The 15261-nt window shown below is 40.6% G+C and carries 13 protein-coding genes; 3 read left to right on the plus strand and 10 right to left on the minus strand.

Annotation, left to right across the window (positions count from 1 at the left end; translation table 11 throughout):
* Nucleotides 1–497, plus strand: a 497-nt coding sequence (locus VB775_RS15085; protein WP_323216845.1) for a hypothetical protein, incomplete at its 5' end; no start/stop codon positions are given.
* A 337-nt stretch (nucleotides 498–834) separates the two neighbouring features.
* On the opposite strand, the gene VB775_RS15090 is transcribed toward VB775_RS15085, so the two are convergent.
* The 5 genes from VB775_RS15090 to VB775_RS15110 form a co-directional block, all read right to left on the minus strand.
* Nucleotides 835–1128: a DUF6753 family protein gene (locus VB775_RS15090; protein WP_281009828.1), complete on the minus strand. Its 294-nt coding sequence runs from the start codon at nucleotides 1126–1128 to the stop codon at nucleotides 835–837.
* The gene (locus VB775_RS15095) at nucleotides 1082–1294 is read right to left on the minus strand and encodes a hypothetical protein (protein ID WP_281009827.1); all 213 of its coding nucleotides are present in this window, start codon (nucleotides 1292–1294) and stop codon (nucleotides 1082–1084) included. The genes VB775_RS15090 and VB775_RS15095 overlap by 47 nt, the downstream gene beginning before the upstream one ends.
* Nucleotides 1295–1381: 87 nt before the next feature.
* Nucleotides 1382–1828, minus strand: coding sequence for a hypothetical protein (locus tag VB775_RS15100; RefSeq protein WP_281009826.1), 447 nt, complete (start codon nucleotides 1826–1828; stop codon nucleotides 1382–1384).
* Nucleotides 1829–2114: 286 nt separating this feature from the next.
* Nucleotides 2115–4613 (minus strand): tetratricopeptide repeat protein, encoded by a 2499-nt coding sequence (locus VB775_RS15105; protein ID WP_281009825.1) that lies wholly within the window; start codon nucleotides 4611–4613, stop codon nucleotides 2115–2117.
* A gap of 278 nt (nucleotides 4614–4891) precedes the next feature.
* A complete protein-coding gene (locus tag VB775_RS15110; protein WP_323216846.1) occupies nucleotides 4892–5035 on the minus strand; it encodes a hypothetical protein in 144 nt (47 codons plus the stop codon).
* Nucleotides 5036–5356: 321 nt separating this feature from the next.
* Between VB775_RS15110 and VB775_RS15115 the strand changes: the two genes are divergently transcribed.
* The gene (locus VB775_RS15115; RefSeq protein WP_323216847.1) at nucleotides 5357–5923 is read left to right on the plus strand and encodes a protein tyrosine phosphatase family protein; all 567 of its coding nucleotides are present in this window, start codon (nucleotides 5357–5359) and stop codon (nucleotides 5921–5923) included.
* On the opposite strand, the gene VB775_RS15120 is transcribed toward VB775_RS15115, so the two are convergent.
* The gene (locus VB775_RS15120) at nucleotides 5916–6356 is read right to left on the minus strand and encodes a VOC family protein (protein WP_323216848.1); all 441 of its coding nucleotides are present in this window, start codon (nucleotides 6354–6356) and stop codon (nucleotides 5916–5918) included. The genes VB775_RS15115 and VB775_RS15120 overlap by 8 nt on opposite strands.
* Before the next feature lie 173 nt (nucleotides 6357–6529).
* Here VB775_RS15120 and VB775_RS15125 point away from each other — a divergent pair, with 173 nt between their 5' ends.
* On the plus strand, nucleotides 6530–7381 hold the full coding sequence (locus VB775_RS15125; RefSeq protein WP_281009823.1) for an IS5 family transposase: 852 nt from the start codon (nucleotides 6530–6532) through the stop codon (nucleotides 7379–7381).
* A 31-nt stretch (nucleotides 7382–7412) separates the two neighbouring features.
* Here the strand turns inward: VB775_RS15125 and VB775_RS15130 are convergent, their stop codons facing one another.
* The 4 genes from VB775_RS15130 to mfd form a co-directional block, all read right to left on the minus strand.
* Nucleotides 7413–9617 carry an ATP-dependent RecD-like DNA helicase gene (locus tag VB775_RS15130; protein ID WP_281009822.1) on the minus strand — a complete coding sequence of 735 codons (2205 nt, stop codon included), beginning with the start codon at nucleotides 9615–9617 and terminating at the stop codon, nucleotides 7413–7415.
* 90 nt (nucleotides 9618–9707) lie between these two features.
* Nucleotides 9708–10865, minus strand: a complete 1158-nt coding sequence (locus VB775_RS15135; RefSeq protein ID WP_281009821.1) for a hypothetical protein — start codon at nucleotides 10863–10865, stop codon at nucleotides 9708–9710.
* A gap of 46 nt (nucleotides 10866–10911) precedes the next feature.
* Nucleotides 10912–12630 (minus strand): protein kinase domain-containing protein, encoded by a 1719-nt coding sequence (locus VB775_RS15140; RefSeq protein WP_323216849.1) that lies wholly within the window; start codon nucleotides 12628–12630, stop codon nucleotides 10912–10914.
* Nucleotides 12631–12754: 124 nt separating this feature from the next.
* The coding region (mfd, locus tag VB775_RS15145) for a transcription-repair coupling factor (RefSeq protein WP_323216850.1) at nucleotides 12755–15261 on the minus strand (2507 nt) is incomplete at its 5' end.

Raw genomic sequence — 15261 nt, forward strand, 5'->3', positions numbered from 1 at the left:
GACGTGAAGATAACCAAAAGCTCAAGCGCCTCAAAAACTACAACCGTGCCAAAGAATATTGGCAACTGGTAAATGAAGGCGGGTTAGACTTTGAGGAAGTGGGTAAGCTATTTGACCTGTCAGGTAAGACCATAGAACGGGTAATTGTCCAAGCAGGGATCGATATTTCCGAAGTAGCCCGCAGAGAAAAAGCCGCCGCATTCAAAGAAGAACAAGCGATCGCCCAGAAATATTGGGAGCTATATAGCAAACCGATGAGCCTAGACGAAGTGGGCGCAGTCTTTGGACTGAGCGATTCCACGGTTCGAGCTGTATTAATTAGACATGGATATGAAATCAGGAAGCGAGGCAGGATTGAGAACAGCGATCGCAACCAGATGAAACCAAGGCAGCCGAAACCCAAAAAAAATAAGCAGCAAGCCATCATCCCAGCCGAAAATATGCAAGCAACAGGACATGCATTAGATCTGCTAATTTCAAATACAAAGGTTAAGTAACCTACGCTATGACTAATTTTTAAGATAAATGTTACTGGTTTTCAAGAATAAATTAATCAATTTATTGGCTATAGTGTTTTTTTTGATTAATGATGGGCGTAACAAAATTAACGCTGATCTTCATATACCCTCTGGATTTCAGCACCATACCCAGAGAGGGCACTAACATTTAGGGTATCTCTATATTATTGACAGTAGCAACGATAAATCAAGGGCTTCAACCTTACATTATTGAGAATAAACTTATTTTTAGAGAGGACTTTTAGTTGATTAAAAAAAACACTACAACCAATTCATTGGCTATAGTGTTTTTCGATTAATGATCGGGGTAATAAAATCAACGCCGATCTTCATAGCCCCTCTGGTTTTCAGGCAATACCCAAAGAGCGCACAACCCTCTAGTAACGTACTTACCATTGAGAATAATCAAAGCATCCTTAAGGTTTTGCTGGTCTTGCAGACAGGTCTTCAAAATGTCGCGATTCCAGTCCACGAGATTCTTTGCTAGTTTGCCATCATCACTAGCTAACCAGTCCAAATCCTTTGTAGTCTGGGGATTTAGACTAGCTTGAGGAGACACTACTTTAGCGATCGCCAAGCCCGAAACCAGACCCGATGCTAAGCCAATCATCAGCATCCCCGCACAGAAACATGAAGGGCAAGCTAATCGCCCGCCAATAACCTTGGGATTCCTGATGCTGTTTGTTTTTGATGATATTTGCGATCGCCTGACTAATCGCCACCTCCTGCTCCTTAACCGCAGTTTTGCGTATTGTTGCCAGAAAGTCGCGGAACATTCGAGTTTTAGAATGGAAGTTTTGATTTAAATTTGAGGAGAATTTTCAAAGGTTCTCTTTGCAAGAAAATTAGAAATAGATTGATGATTAGATATTTTCAGTTTGAAGAAATTGATACGCTTTACTCTCATCTAAATGGATCAGCAAATTTTTAATGAGAGGCAGAGTTCCCAGACTTTTCGCATTTAGAAAAGTTCTAACCACAAAATCCATATTCCATTGAGGATCGTTGCTATCAATTCCAGCAATAGCCATATTCATATCTTCGTAAATACCTCTAATCTCGTCAATTATTTCTTGGTTATATACATTCTTTGATTGTAGTTTTCCAAAGTGGCTTTTAAAAACTTGATCTGTCCATCTTTGCTTGATATCATTCGACGAATAAGTAATGACTACTGAATGTTGACTTTGAAATGACAGATAAAAATTAACCAAGGATTCGAGAGCGCGATAGTTTCCGTACAACTCGTTAAAAAGCTCCTCTCGTATATCCGTCCGCTCTTTCCACCATACAAATAGCTCGCGAACCATAAGAGTAATTGCTGCTGTAAATATAGAAGTAACTAATGTTGTTGATCTGTTACCCGATCCACTAAAAGTAATACTGAAAAGAGATGGCATACAAATAATAATCGAACTGTATAAAGCTAATTTAGTTTGCCCTGATAAATCTCTAAATAAGGATGGAATCTTTCCGTTAATGAAATTGAGAAAGACAGACAATAGCAAAAATCCCAAGAAAATATCGTATAGCATTCTGGCAATATAAACACTAAAAAAGCAATTTATATCTTAATTATCTCACATGAACGCTCATTTATCTATTTAATTTTTTAATCTGATTTACCGAATCCCGATAAGCTTTAGTATTTCCCTGATTTTTATACAATTGAGATGCTTGTTGAAAGTCGTACAAGGCTTTCTTGGCATCTGTATTTTTTAAAGAGAACGCCCGACTATAATAGGCATCAGCATAATTACTTTTCAATTCAATAGCTCTACTGTAGTCGGATAGCTCCATTTCTTTATCTCCTAAAGATTTTTGGGTTAACCCGCGATAGTAATAAGCTTCAGCAAAGTCTGGTTTGATTTCTATCGCTTTGCTATAATCAGATAGCGCTCCCAATCTATCTCCTTGCGATTTTTTAATCAATCCACGATTAAAGTAGGCTTCATAACAATCTAGCTTGACTTCTATCGCTTTGCTATAGTTGAAAATAGCAGCCTCATTGTCTTCTAAAGTTTTTTTAACATCACCCAAAGATTTATAGTAATTACCATTGTTTGGAGCTATGATGATGGCTTGCTCAATATCACTAATTGCCCCATCCATGTCACCCAAGCTTAATTTTAATCTCCCACGCTCATTGTAAGCGAGAGCATAATTTGGCTTCCACTGAATCGCATTACAGCAATCTAATATAGCTTCTTGATAATCTCCCATTGCAGCTTTTACAGATGCACGACAAAGATAGTATCTGACAGATCCAGTCTCAAAAAAAGCTCCTTCATTAATCGCCCTATCGTAATCAATTAGTGCAGCTTCATAATTTTTTAGTTTAGCCATTGCATCTGCCCGCCTACCATAATATTCGCTATAGTGAGGATCAATGCGAACAGCCTCAGTGTAATCTATGATTGCCTCTTCATACTGCCCTAACTCAGATTTGATTACACCCCGTTTGTAGTAGTACCAATCGTTCTCAATCTTTATGGAAATAGCTTGATCATAGTCTGCTATTGCTTCCTCATAATTTCCTAATTCAGCTTTTGCATCTCCTCGACTGCTATAAAAATCATCAAATTTAGGTTCAATACGAATAGCCTCAATGTAATCTGTAATAGCTTCCTTGTAATTTCCTAATTTAGATTTTGCGTTCCCTCTACAGTAATAGCTCCAAGCAAATTTAGGTTCAATACAAATAGCCTCAATGTAATCTGTAATAGCTTCCTTGTAATTTCCTAATTCAAATTTTATATTGCCTCTACAGTAATAACTTCCATTAAATTCAGGATCAATACGGATAGCTTCTGAGTAATCTGCAATTGCTCCTTCGTAATCTGCTAATTTAGCTTTTACTTGTCCTCTAGAGTAATAACCTTTATCAAATTTAGGATCAACACGGATAGCTTCTGTATAATCTGTGATCGCTCCTCCATGATCTCCTAACTTGAATTTCGCGTTCCCTCTAGACCAATAGTACCAACTCCACTCAGGAGCAATCCTAATGGCTTCGGTATAATCTGTAATCGCTCCTTCGTAGTCACCTAATTCAGTTTTTGCATCTCCTCGACTATCGTAATATTTGTCCAACTTAAACTTAGAATCAAGGCGAATTGCTTCAGTGTAATCTGCTATTGCTCCTTTATAATCTCTTAATTTAGCTTTTGCATCCCCTCGACTTCCATAATATCTGTCATCTTTAGGTCTAACACAAATAGCATCAGTATAGTCTAATATCGCTCCTTCATAATCACCTAATTTAGCCTTTGCATCTCCTCGACCACCATAGTAATAATAATTTTCAAATTCATTGCTATCAACAATTTGAATGGCTTCAGTATACGCTGCAATAGCTCCTTCATAATCACCTGATTTAGCCTTTGAATCTCCTCTGAATCCATAGTATAAAGCACTTACAGGTGGCTGTGCTTGTTCTGATAAATTTGATATTCCAACAGTATTAGGAAGCAGAATTGAAGGGGGTACAGATGCTCGTAGCGGTTTAGTTGCTAATTCATTTGAATGAGACATCTTTTGTGGAAATGGTCTTTCGATTCGGAGGCTATCAAGTCGCTTTGAGAAGCTTGAGGTATTTACTGTGATCTGGTTATCTTCTGCAATTTCATTGTTTAAATAGATATTATTCTCGAAAGAATTGCCATGATCGAGGATTTGATAATAACTATACTGCTTTACGAACCAGAAAGCTAATGAGTACAAGAGTCCTACAACATATCTGGCATCCGATGAATTAATTTTTTTCCAATTGAATGAGCTAGAGTGATGGCTTGCTTTATTGCCCCTATCCTTAATAATTTCAGCTTTCCCTACATTTTCCTGACCAATAAAGTTTTGAAAATCTTTACAGGCAATTAACAATCCAAGCTTTAAATTATCTTCATTTTTAAAGGTGACTAACGATCCAAGTCTTAGATTATCTTCATTTTTGTATATCCATTTAACCATTCCTTCTAATGCTTTTCTAGCATTAATACAAGAAGCTTCTGGATCTGACTCAATATACATTTCCGCTTTACTAGCAGATTCATAAATACTTGCCCAGCTAATTCTTAAGAAGTCGAATTTTGACATAGCGATGAAAAATTATATCCATAGATAAATCTAGTACTTTCCTATGCTAAGTCTATTTCGCAATTTTTAGCAATCAGATATTGATGATTGAGTCTATATCGCTACACATCTTCAAAATCAGACCTCTCAATCCCTAAATACTTAATCGTCGCCGGTAAAACTATCGGGTATCAACTTAAGGCGGGACAGCTTGCCCTGAAAGGGTTTTAGCTTTTGTCCGACAGAGTGAGTCTTACAGACATTTTCACTAGGTAAAACCCAGATCAAAGTGTCCCGCTTTAAGCTGCTACCCAAGTTATCAATTTCAAATGAGGTAGTTTTTTCTCTAGATCATCATAAAGTTCACGAATAGCCTCAAACGCATCGCGCACATTGACTAAAATCTCATCAATAGATTCACCCTCAGTAACTAACTCTGGCAAAAAGTCACCGTAAAACCCCCTTCAGGATGTGGAGTTAATAATAATGGGATTTTGTAAAGCATAGTCATAACTAGATTTGCCTAGATCTTAATTTGCAAAACTGGTATTAGGTTAGCATTTTAAGCCTAACTGGTAAAAGGTGTAAATTTTCTGAAAACTCAAATAGTGGTTATTAGCTAAAATTCTGTTTTAATCAACTGTCAAGTTTTGTAGAGCGATCGCACTTGCCTGCCATGCCCAGAAAACAAAGCATTGCTGATTGAGGTTTGAAATTAGCAAATCTGAGAAACTGGTAAACTGTCAATCGTTAGCAAAAGAGCATTGACCGCAAATGTCATGAATTATGGTTGGCTACAACTTTTGGGAGGAATCATATTTTTGGTTCTGTATCTATTTTTCTCAGCCAAGACAGAAATGGGAACTAAGTTGTTTATGAGCCAAAATAGCGATCGCCTATCAGAAATACTTAACTTCCTGCAAATCTCAGACAAACTAGCGACAGCAGGACAGCCAACCATCAAGCAGTTCCGAGCGATCGCTGACGCTGATTATGAGACAGTGATTAATCTGGCTTTACCGACTTCTGAAGGGGCGATCACCAATGAAGCACAACTAGTGCAATCGTTGGGTATGGAATATATTGCCATTCCAGTGAATTGGGAAAGTCCGACAATGGCAGATCTAGATCAGTTTTTGCAAGCAATGGAACAACGCCAACGGCAAAAAATCTTTGTCCATTGCGCCAAGAATATGCGAGTTGCCATCTTTGTCTATCTCTATCGCCGATTGCATCTCAAGTGTGACCATGAAAATGCGATCGCGGATTTACATAAAATCTGGCAACCCAACGAGACTTGGCAGAAATTTATTGACACTAAACTTAGCTAGGATCGCAGCGTATTTCAATGAGAAATCCATCAGGGTCATAAAAATAAACACCTCTACCAGTAGGACGAGTAACAGGCTCACCCTCAATTTGGACTTGATGCGATCGCAATACTGCCACCGCTTGCTCAAACAATTCAGGAGCAATATCAAAGGCTAGATGATTAGCTCGTGTAAATTGCCTCTGCGGATCGAGATCGGGCGGAGTAAGTTCTGGTTCCCAAAACAAATCGAGAACTGTGCCATCGGGAGTTCTAAAATTAGCTACTTTGCCTGCTGCTACTAAATCGATTAGAGTACTGGGAACCTCTTCACCAATGAGTTGATGCAGTCCCAAAATACTGCCATAAAAATCACAAGAGACCTGCATATCCCGCACATTCAAAGCAATGTGATGTACTCGTCGTAAAGCTCCATTCGAGATCGTAGATAGCATAGTTGAACTATTGGATGACATAAAATCAGTTCTAGCTAGGTTTACCAATAGTGTAAAACGGTTAGCGCAAAGTTTTGTGTTCCACAAGTCTGAAAAGCTCCCTAGAGTAGACCTCTTGCAGAACCAAAAACATGTTAGATTTATAAGCTTTTTATCAGAACTCAAATTAAGCGATGAAATACGAAGCCAGTCAAAATCTATCAGCGACAGAATTTAAACGGTTATTTGGAGTAAGAAGAGAAACATTTGCTCAAATGACGGAACTAATGCAACAAGCAGCCCAAAGCAAAGGACAAGGCGGTGTAGAACCAAAGCTAAGTCTAGAAGACCAAATATTGGTTACTTTGCAGTATTGGCGTGAATATCGCACCTATTTTCATATTGCTAGCGACTGGGAAGTGTCAGAATCGACGATTTGCCGCATCGTCAAAAAAGTAGAAAATGTCTTAATTAAATCGAAAAAGTTTCGGTTAGCAGGAAAAAAGTCATTATGGCAGGAGAAGGCTCCAGCCATAATTGCCATTGATGTAACTGAGACAAAGGTTGAGCGCCCTAAATATCACCAGAAACATTTTTATAGCGGTAAGAAAAAGCATCATGCCCTCAAAGCCCAATTGGTGGTCGATCTGACTAATTTCAAGATAGTTTGTACCTCTTACGGTAAGGGCAAGCAGCATGATTTCTCATTATTCAAGGCAAGTGGAGTTCATTTTCACGCACAGACACAAGGTTTGGCAGACAAGGGTTATCAAGGCTTACAAAAGTTGCATCCTAACTCGCAAATTCCTATCAAAAAGCCTCAAAATGGCTCATTATCCAAGGAGGATAAGCGTTTTAATCGCCAACTTGCACGTCAACGTATTGCGATTGAGCATGTTAATCGTCGCTTGAAGATTTTTAAGATTCTCTCTTTACCTTATCGTAATCGTCGTCGTCGTTTTGGTTTGCGTTGTAATTTGATTGCTGCCATTTATAACTTTGAAGTCGCTCTTGTTGCTTCTAAAACTTTCTCTGCTCTGGATTAATTTTCAGTTCTGCAAGAGGTCTAGTCATAACTTAAGATTGAGGATCGGCAAACTTTGCTAACCGTTTCGCCAGATAAGTATATCTCTGCCGATCGCTAACTTGTTTGACCGCCAGCCCGATCGCCTTCGACTCCCCAACGATAATGGCAAGCTTTCGCGCACGAGTTAAACCAGTGTAGAAAAGATTACGAGAGAGCATCATAAAATGCTGCATAAACAGAGGCATGATCACCACAGGATACTCACTGCCCTGAGCTTTATGGATCGTCGTTGCTCTAGCAAGAGCAATCTCATTAAGATCGGCATAATCATAGACCACTTGCCGATCGCCAAATACAACCGTGACTTCCCGTTCCTCCAAATCGACACCCGTAATCGTACCAATGTCACCATTAAAAACCTCACGGTTATAGTCATTCACCTGCTGCATAATGCGATCGCCCAAGCGGAAGATCGTATTCCCATACTTAATTTCGGGCTTAATCGCATCAGGAGGATTGAGCAACTGTTGAAGCACAACATTGAGATTGCGCGTACCGACATCACCTCTGGTCATCGGACAGAGAACCTGCATATCCTGCTGAGGGTCAAAGCCCAGACTGGGTAACAACTCCGTAATAATGTCACAAATCCCCTGCTGACCCGCTTCAGCATTCGGCATTTCCAGCCAGAGGCAATCGGATTGGGGTTGATTAGAGACTTTTTCCATCTGCGGAAACTTACCCGTATTGATACGGTGAGCATTCTGGATAATTTGACTTGCCTGAGCTTGACGAAATACCTCAGTGAGCGTAATCACAGGGACTTGCTGAGAATCAATTAAATCTTTGAGAACATTGCCCGCGCCCACACTGGGAAGTTGATCGGTATCGCCGACAAGAAGTAATTGAGCGCCCAAGGGAATCGCCTTAACTAGAGAAAAAGCAAGAAACAGATCCAACATCGATGCTTCATCAATACCGATCGCCTGAGCCGTCAGAGGATATTCCTGATTGCGTTTAAAGCCCATTGATTTTGGGTCAAACTCTAGAAAACGGTGAATTGTCTTCGCCTCACAGCCCGTGACTTCCTGTAATCGTTGAGCCGCCCGACCCGTCGGTGAAGCAAGAGCAATTTCCTTACCCATCGCTTTCCAGAGTGCGACAATCGTGCGGGTGGTGGTAGTTTTACCTGTCCCCGGCCCACCTGTGAGAATAAGCACCGACGAATTTGCCGCCATCTCCACAGCTTCGCGTTGTTTGGGCGAGAGTTGGATATTTCTTTGGGTGGTGTAGCGATCGATCCAAGCATTGACTCGTTCAGGGTCTGGATGATGTTTGTGTTGTAATAATTGATAAACCCGTTCGGCAAGATTTTGTTCGGTGTGGAAGTAAGTCGGTTTATAGCAGATGAACTCTCCTTCTAAGCCTTGCATCACTAAGCGATCGTTGATAGAGAGATGGAGAACAATCTTAGAAATGATTTCAGGATCTGGTTGATAGTCTTCGAGAGCAAGCAGTTTGATGGCTTTCTCTTCTAGTTCTGGGCGCGGTAAATAGCAATGCCCATCTTCAGCAGCTTCCCCTAAACAATGAAAGATTCCCGCTATGCTGCGAAACTCAGAACTAACTTCAATGCCAATATTCCGAGCGATCTGGTCGGCAGTAAAGAAACCAATGCCATAGATATCCGTCGCCAGTTGATAGGGATTTTCGGAAACTATCTGAATGGAATCGTTACCATAATGCTTGAATATTTTGACTGCATAGGTAGTGGATACTCCATGTCCTTGCAGAAATACCATGACCTCCTTAATCGCTTTTTGTGTTTCCCAAGCAGTTTTGATCATCTTCACCCGTTTCTTGGCAATGCCAGGAACTTCTATCAGGCGGTCAATCTCATTTTCAATGATGTCAAGGGTATCTAAGCCAAAATGAGTGACGATGCGTTTAGCGGTGACCGGTCCCACGCCTTTAATTAGACCACTGCCAAGATATTTCTCAATTCCTGTAATTGTGGCGGGTTTAGTTTCACGGTATTGAGTGACTTGGAATTGGTCGCCAAATTTAGGATGCGATCGCCATGTGCCTTCTAGGGCAAGGGTCTGTCCCGCTTGGATATTGGCAAAGTTACCGACGACGGTGATTAAGTCTTGAGCTTTGGGTACTTTTAGCCGCGCTACGGTATAGCCTGTCTCTTCGGAGTGAAAGGTTAGTCGTTCGATGATGCCTTGGAGGTAGTCGATGTTGTCAGGCATAAGCCATAAGGATGGATAAATGTAGCGATCTCAACCAGTCCCACAGTTTTGCAAAAGTTGGGGGTTTTAGTCAAATATTTAGATATATTACTATGTTCCACCGACTGCAAAAGATGTAAGTGGAATATCAAGATATTCAGGAAGATTAGGTAAATGGATTAGTTCATCACAAAATGGATTTGGAAAACACTCTAACTCGTCATTAAACATTGTGACAACTCCAGTAACATTCTTTCTCACACTTTCTTCTGTCACAAAATATCCGCATTTATCAATATACGAACGCCTCTGAGAATCAAAACCAAGTTTAAGAAGCAATTCCTTTTGGTTTCCTTGTAATTGATTTATAACACATTTAGGGTAGGAGAATTGTTGCTGTGAAGTAATTTCGTTGGGTTCTATCCAATCTGATAAAACCAGAGAACCGTACATCGCAGAGAACATTTTCTCATATATTTCTGGATCTTGTGTATCTAAGAAAACTAGAAATGGTTGCTTTAGGAACTCATACTCAAACGATTTACGCTTAGATGCTTTTTTTAAAATTGTTTGTTGAATGTGTTCTATATAATCATTATGAGGAACTTTTATCCAAGAAATATTATCAATTCTTCCTATTCCTGATTTTGCGTGTTTTACAGAGATTTTTGAGTCATCTATGGCAAACTCATAAGGTAATTGATTTCGGTTAATAGATTCTAGACGTTGGTGCAATTCTTCTGCAAACTTGTTAAATAATTCTTCTTGCTTTGACCGTTCATCTCCTTTTAAAGCAATTTTAGATAGGTCTTGAGAGTGGGTAAAGGAAATAGATACAACAAAATCCAGTTCTATGACTAGAGAATCTAATTTTCGGTGTAGCAAAAGTTGGGATTCGTCTCTTGACATATTGGCGACTTCAACCAGTAACGTTAAGCCTCCACGACTTACACATAAATCTGGTGGGCTATGAAATCTCCCATCTTTATCTCGTAATAACTCTACTTCAAAAGATTTTTCTGCTAATTGTTTGGCTACTTTAAGTTCAGAAAGTGTTGGTAGCAACTTACTTTCAGAACCGATATCAGCAAGTTTTTCTTGTATGCCATGAATGGATAAATCTTTTAAGCTGACAAGTATATCGGCATAAGCACGCCAAATATATGTCATTAATTCAGGTTTGTTTTCATATAATTCTGTAAACTTTTTATTCTTATCAAAAGCCCAATAGAGAATTTCAATTTCATCTTTAGAAAGTTTGGTAAACATCATCTATCCCTTTATGTAATATTGCAAATAACATTATTAATTAAGTTTATTCAATTGCCCGAATGTAATCGCGTGTATTTTTAAGCCTTATTGTGTTTCCTTGCAATTTATATATTCTAGACGCTTCACGAAGATCTGCTAATGCTCCTTTTTTGTCGAATTTTTCCTGTTTAATCAAACCCCGATTATAGTAAGCATCAGAATTGTTAGGATTAAGCCGAATAGCTTCATTGTAATCAGATATAGCACCTCGTTTATCTTCTAATTCATACTTTATTATTCCTCGATTATTGTAATTATTGGAATCTTGGGGATCAAGCTCAATAGCTTTACTAAGATCAGATATAGCCCCTTTTTTATCTCCTAACTCAAGTCTCATTGCACTACGATTATAATAAGCGTAGGCTAGATTGGGATTAAGACTAATAGCTTTGTTATAGTCATATATTGCTTGTTTCTTATTTCCTAAATTAGCTTTAGCTAGACCGCGATTGTTGTAGGCAATTGCAAGATTAGGATTGAGACTAATAGCTTTATTACAGTCAGATATCATTTCTTGATATTCTCCTAACCCAAGTCTCGCTGCACTACGATTACAGTAGGCAATTGCAAGCTCAGGATCAAGATTAATAGCTTTATTACAGTCAGATATTGCTTCTTGATTATCTCCTAAATTAGCTTTAGCTAGACCGCGATTGTTGTAGGCAATTGCAAGCTCAGGATCAAGATTAATGGCTTTGTTATAGTCAGATATTGCTTCTTGATTATCTCCTAACTCAGATTTTGCTAAACCGCGATTGCAATAAGCTACAGCATTTTTAGAATCGAGATGAATAACTTTGTTGTAATCAGAAATTGCTCCATTGTAATCGCCTTTATTATTCTTTTCCAAAGCGCTATCAAAATAAAAGTCTACATCTTTAACTTTAACTGTAACTTTAGTGTTTTTCTCTAATATTTGCTTCGCATTCCATCGCTGTTTAGGATCTTCAATCAAACAATTCTGAACGAGCGCATCAAAAGGCTTAGGCAGTTCTCTCTTAATGTTGATCTTCATTTTCCAAATATCCGTCACCCCATCAAACGGCAACGTCCCCGTCAGCATCTCCACAATCATCACACCCAAAGACCAGATATCCCAAGCAGGAGAAACCCTCATCGGTGAAGCTTCTGAGGAAGCAGCATAAACCTCTGGTGGCATATAAATTGGTGTACCCGTAAGGCTAGTTGTCATCGTGCCACTTTCTCGCCCCATCTGCCGTGCAATTCCAAAATCTGAAATCTTCCAAACATTCCCCACCCGCAACACATTCGCAGGTTTCAGATCCCGATGCGTTACCGACTGACCATGCAAATAAACAAGCCCCGAAGCGATCGCCTCAACAATCTCCTTCACCTCAATAGCTGGTAAAACCCGCGATGCTTGCAAATAATCCTCTAGCGTTCCACTCGCAACCTCCATCACCAGCCCAAAACAGTCATAATCAAACACCGAATGCTTTAACCGTCCCTCCTCAGAAGTGATGCAATTAATCAAATTAGGATGCTTCAACCTAATCGCCGTCACTAACTCCTTAGCAATAATATCCGAAGGCATCTTATCTTTCCGAATCGCCTTAATCGCCACCTCCTGAATCTTTGTACCACCCACCACCTCATCCGCCAAAAACACCGCACCAAAAGCCCCTGCCCCCTTAAACTCCTTCAAATAATACTTATGATTGAAGTAAGTCTTCTCAAAAATCTTGTAAAGCTCGTTATCCATGTGAATGCTTGCAGTGGCTAGATTATTGGTTGATTAGGTGGCACAAACCAAATATAGCTTACCTATAAGCCACATATCAAAAAAATTAAGATTAGAGCGTAATGTTGTAGCGATCGCCCAAAGCTCACTTCAAAAAACAGCCCAACCACTCAATCAAGAAATGTACTTGCTTATCCCCAGGCAGGAGAGCCAGACTCGTGATCTTAATTCTCCCCTTCTCAAAAGAGAAACGATAATAGAACTCAATCGGGATCTTTGCGTGAAGCAACTCCCAAAGCGAATCCGTCAGCTTCGAGTCCAGAAACAGATCGCGCCCATCCTCTGACGCATAAATGCGAAACACCCCAACCTTCCGCGCCACCAGCTTCAATTCCATCACCCTGAGCAATACCTGAGTTTCTTCAGGCAAAGCCCCATACAACCCCTCCCAAACCGCAGCCAACTTGAGAATCTCTTCCTTTGACTTCACCTTCGCCAAAGTCAAATAAGCATTAATCTTCGTCTCCTTATCTTCGATATAACTATCAGGAATAAAGGCAACCAAACGCGGCAACTGAAGCTCAGTATCCGCAACTTCAGGCAAAATCTTCCCCCGCAACTCATTAATATATTCTTGAAGCAAATCCATGTACAGCGCAAAGCCAATCACATCCGCCTGACCCGACTGCTCCTCACCCAAGAGATCCCCCAACCCACGAATCTCCATATCGCGCATCGCCAGTTGATATCCCGAACCAAGCTGACTAAATTCCTGAATTGCATCCAATCTCCTCTTCGCCGCATCCGTCAACTCAAGGTTAGGCGGATACAGTAAATAAGCATGAGCCTGAATCCCAGCCCGACCAACGCGACCACGCAATTGATAAAGTTGCGCCAAACCCAACTTATGAGCATCCTCAATCAAAATCGTATTCACACGGGGAATATCCAAACCTGACTCAATAATCGTCGTACAGAGGAGAATATCCGCATCATTGTTATTAAAAGCAACCATCGCCGACTCTAACTCCGATTCCTGCATCTGTCCATGCGCGATCGCTAATCTCACATTCGGTAACATTGCTTTCAAAGAAACAGCGATCGCCTCAATCCCCTCAATGCGCGGCACAACATAAAATACCTGACCACCACGATCTAACTCATGACGAATCGCCGTTTTCACCAGTGACGCATCATAGGCAGACAAATGGGTTTGAATCGATCGCCTTGAGGGAGGAGGAGTCGCAATCACACTCATTTCCCGCACCCCAGAAAGCGCCGCATAGAGAGTACGCGGAATCGGCGTAGCACTCAAAGTCAACAAATCTACATCCCCCTTCATCGCCTTGATTTTCTCTTTCTGCACCGTGCCAAAGCGTTGTTCCTCATCAATTACTAGCAAACCCAGATCGTGAAACTCAACATCCTTAGATAAAAGTTGATGCGTACCGACAATGATGTGAACTTTCCCATCCGCAACCTCTTGTAAAACCTGCTTGCGCTCCTTCGCAGGGCGAAACCGATTCACGATCTCCACAGTGAAGGGATAAGCCGTAAAACGAGTTTGGAGCGTATGAAAATGCTGTTGCGCCAGAATCGTCGTCGGAGCTAACAGAGCCACTTGTTTACCCGCACAAACCGCCTTAAAAATTGCCCTTACCGCCACCTCTGTTTTACCAAAGCCGACATCACCGCAAACCAGCCGATCCATTGGGCGATCGCTTTCCATATCTTGCTTCACATCCTGAACAGCCTTGACCTGATCGGGTGTGAGTTGATAGGGAAAAGAATCTTCCATCTCCTGTTGCCAATCGGTATCGGTTGGAAAAGCATAGCCGACTAAATTAGCACGGCGGACATAGAGTTGTAGTAAATCCCTTGCTAACTTGTAAATTTCCTTTTGACACTTGTTCAGTGCGTTATCCCAAACCTTTGTATTGGCGATGCTATTTAACTTGGGCGGCTTATTAGAAGCACTGCGATAGCGGGAGAGAATCTTCTCATTTTCCTGCGCGATCGCCACCGCAGTTTTACCATCAGCAAACTCAACGATGTAATGCGGTTGCTTTTCTCCTTTCACTTCAATGGTTTCAAAGCGCGTAAACTTACCAATCCCATATTTACGATGCACGACATAATCGCCCACATTTAGCTCGTCAGGATTAACTGATTTAGCTGTATTCATCCGTGAGGGATGCACAAAGGTTGGCGATGCTAGTAATTGCTGTCCAAATAATTCGCGATCGGTCAAGAGCGCCATCTTGCAACAAGGCAAAACAAAGCCTTGCATCTCCATCAGTCCCGAATACTTTAAAATGATGGGTTTACCAGCTTTCTGAATTCGTGCAATTGACTGTAAATCATCAGGATTACTGACAAAATTAGCAATGCAGTCATACTCCTTGAGCAAAGTTGCCACTCGCAAAGGTTGAGCCGAAATTAGGGTGACTTGATATTCCGATTTGAGATAGTCGCGAATGAGCGATGCCATCTGGTCAAACTGATGGGGAACTATGGGAATAGAGGAACTGGCAAAGTCAAAAATATTGGCTTTGGGTTTAAGCGATCGCTCGGTAAGCTGAAGCATCTGAAACTTCTTCGCCTCAGTCATGCACTTAGCAAAGTCCCAATGCAGTTTGGATGTAGCTAATT

The organism is Pseudanabaena sp. CCNP1317 (genome assembly GCF_034931345.1).
In the GTDB taxonomy this organism is placed as follows: Bacteria; Cyanobacteriota; Cyanobacteriia; order Pseudanabaenales; family Pseudanabaenaceae; genus Pseudanabaena; species Pseudanabaena galeata.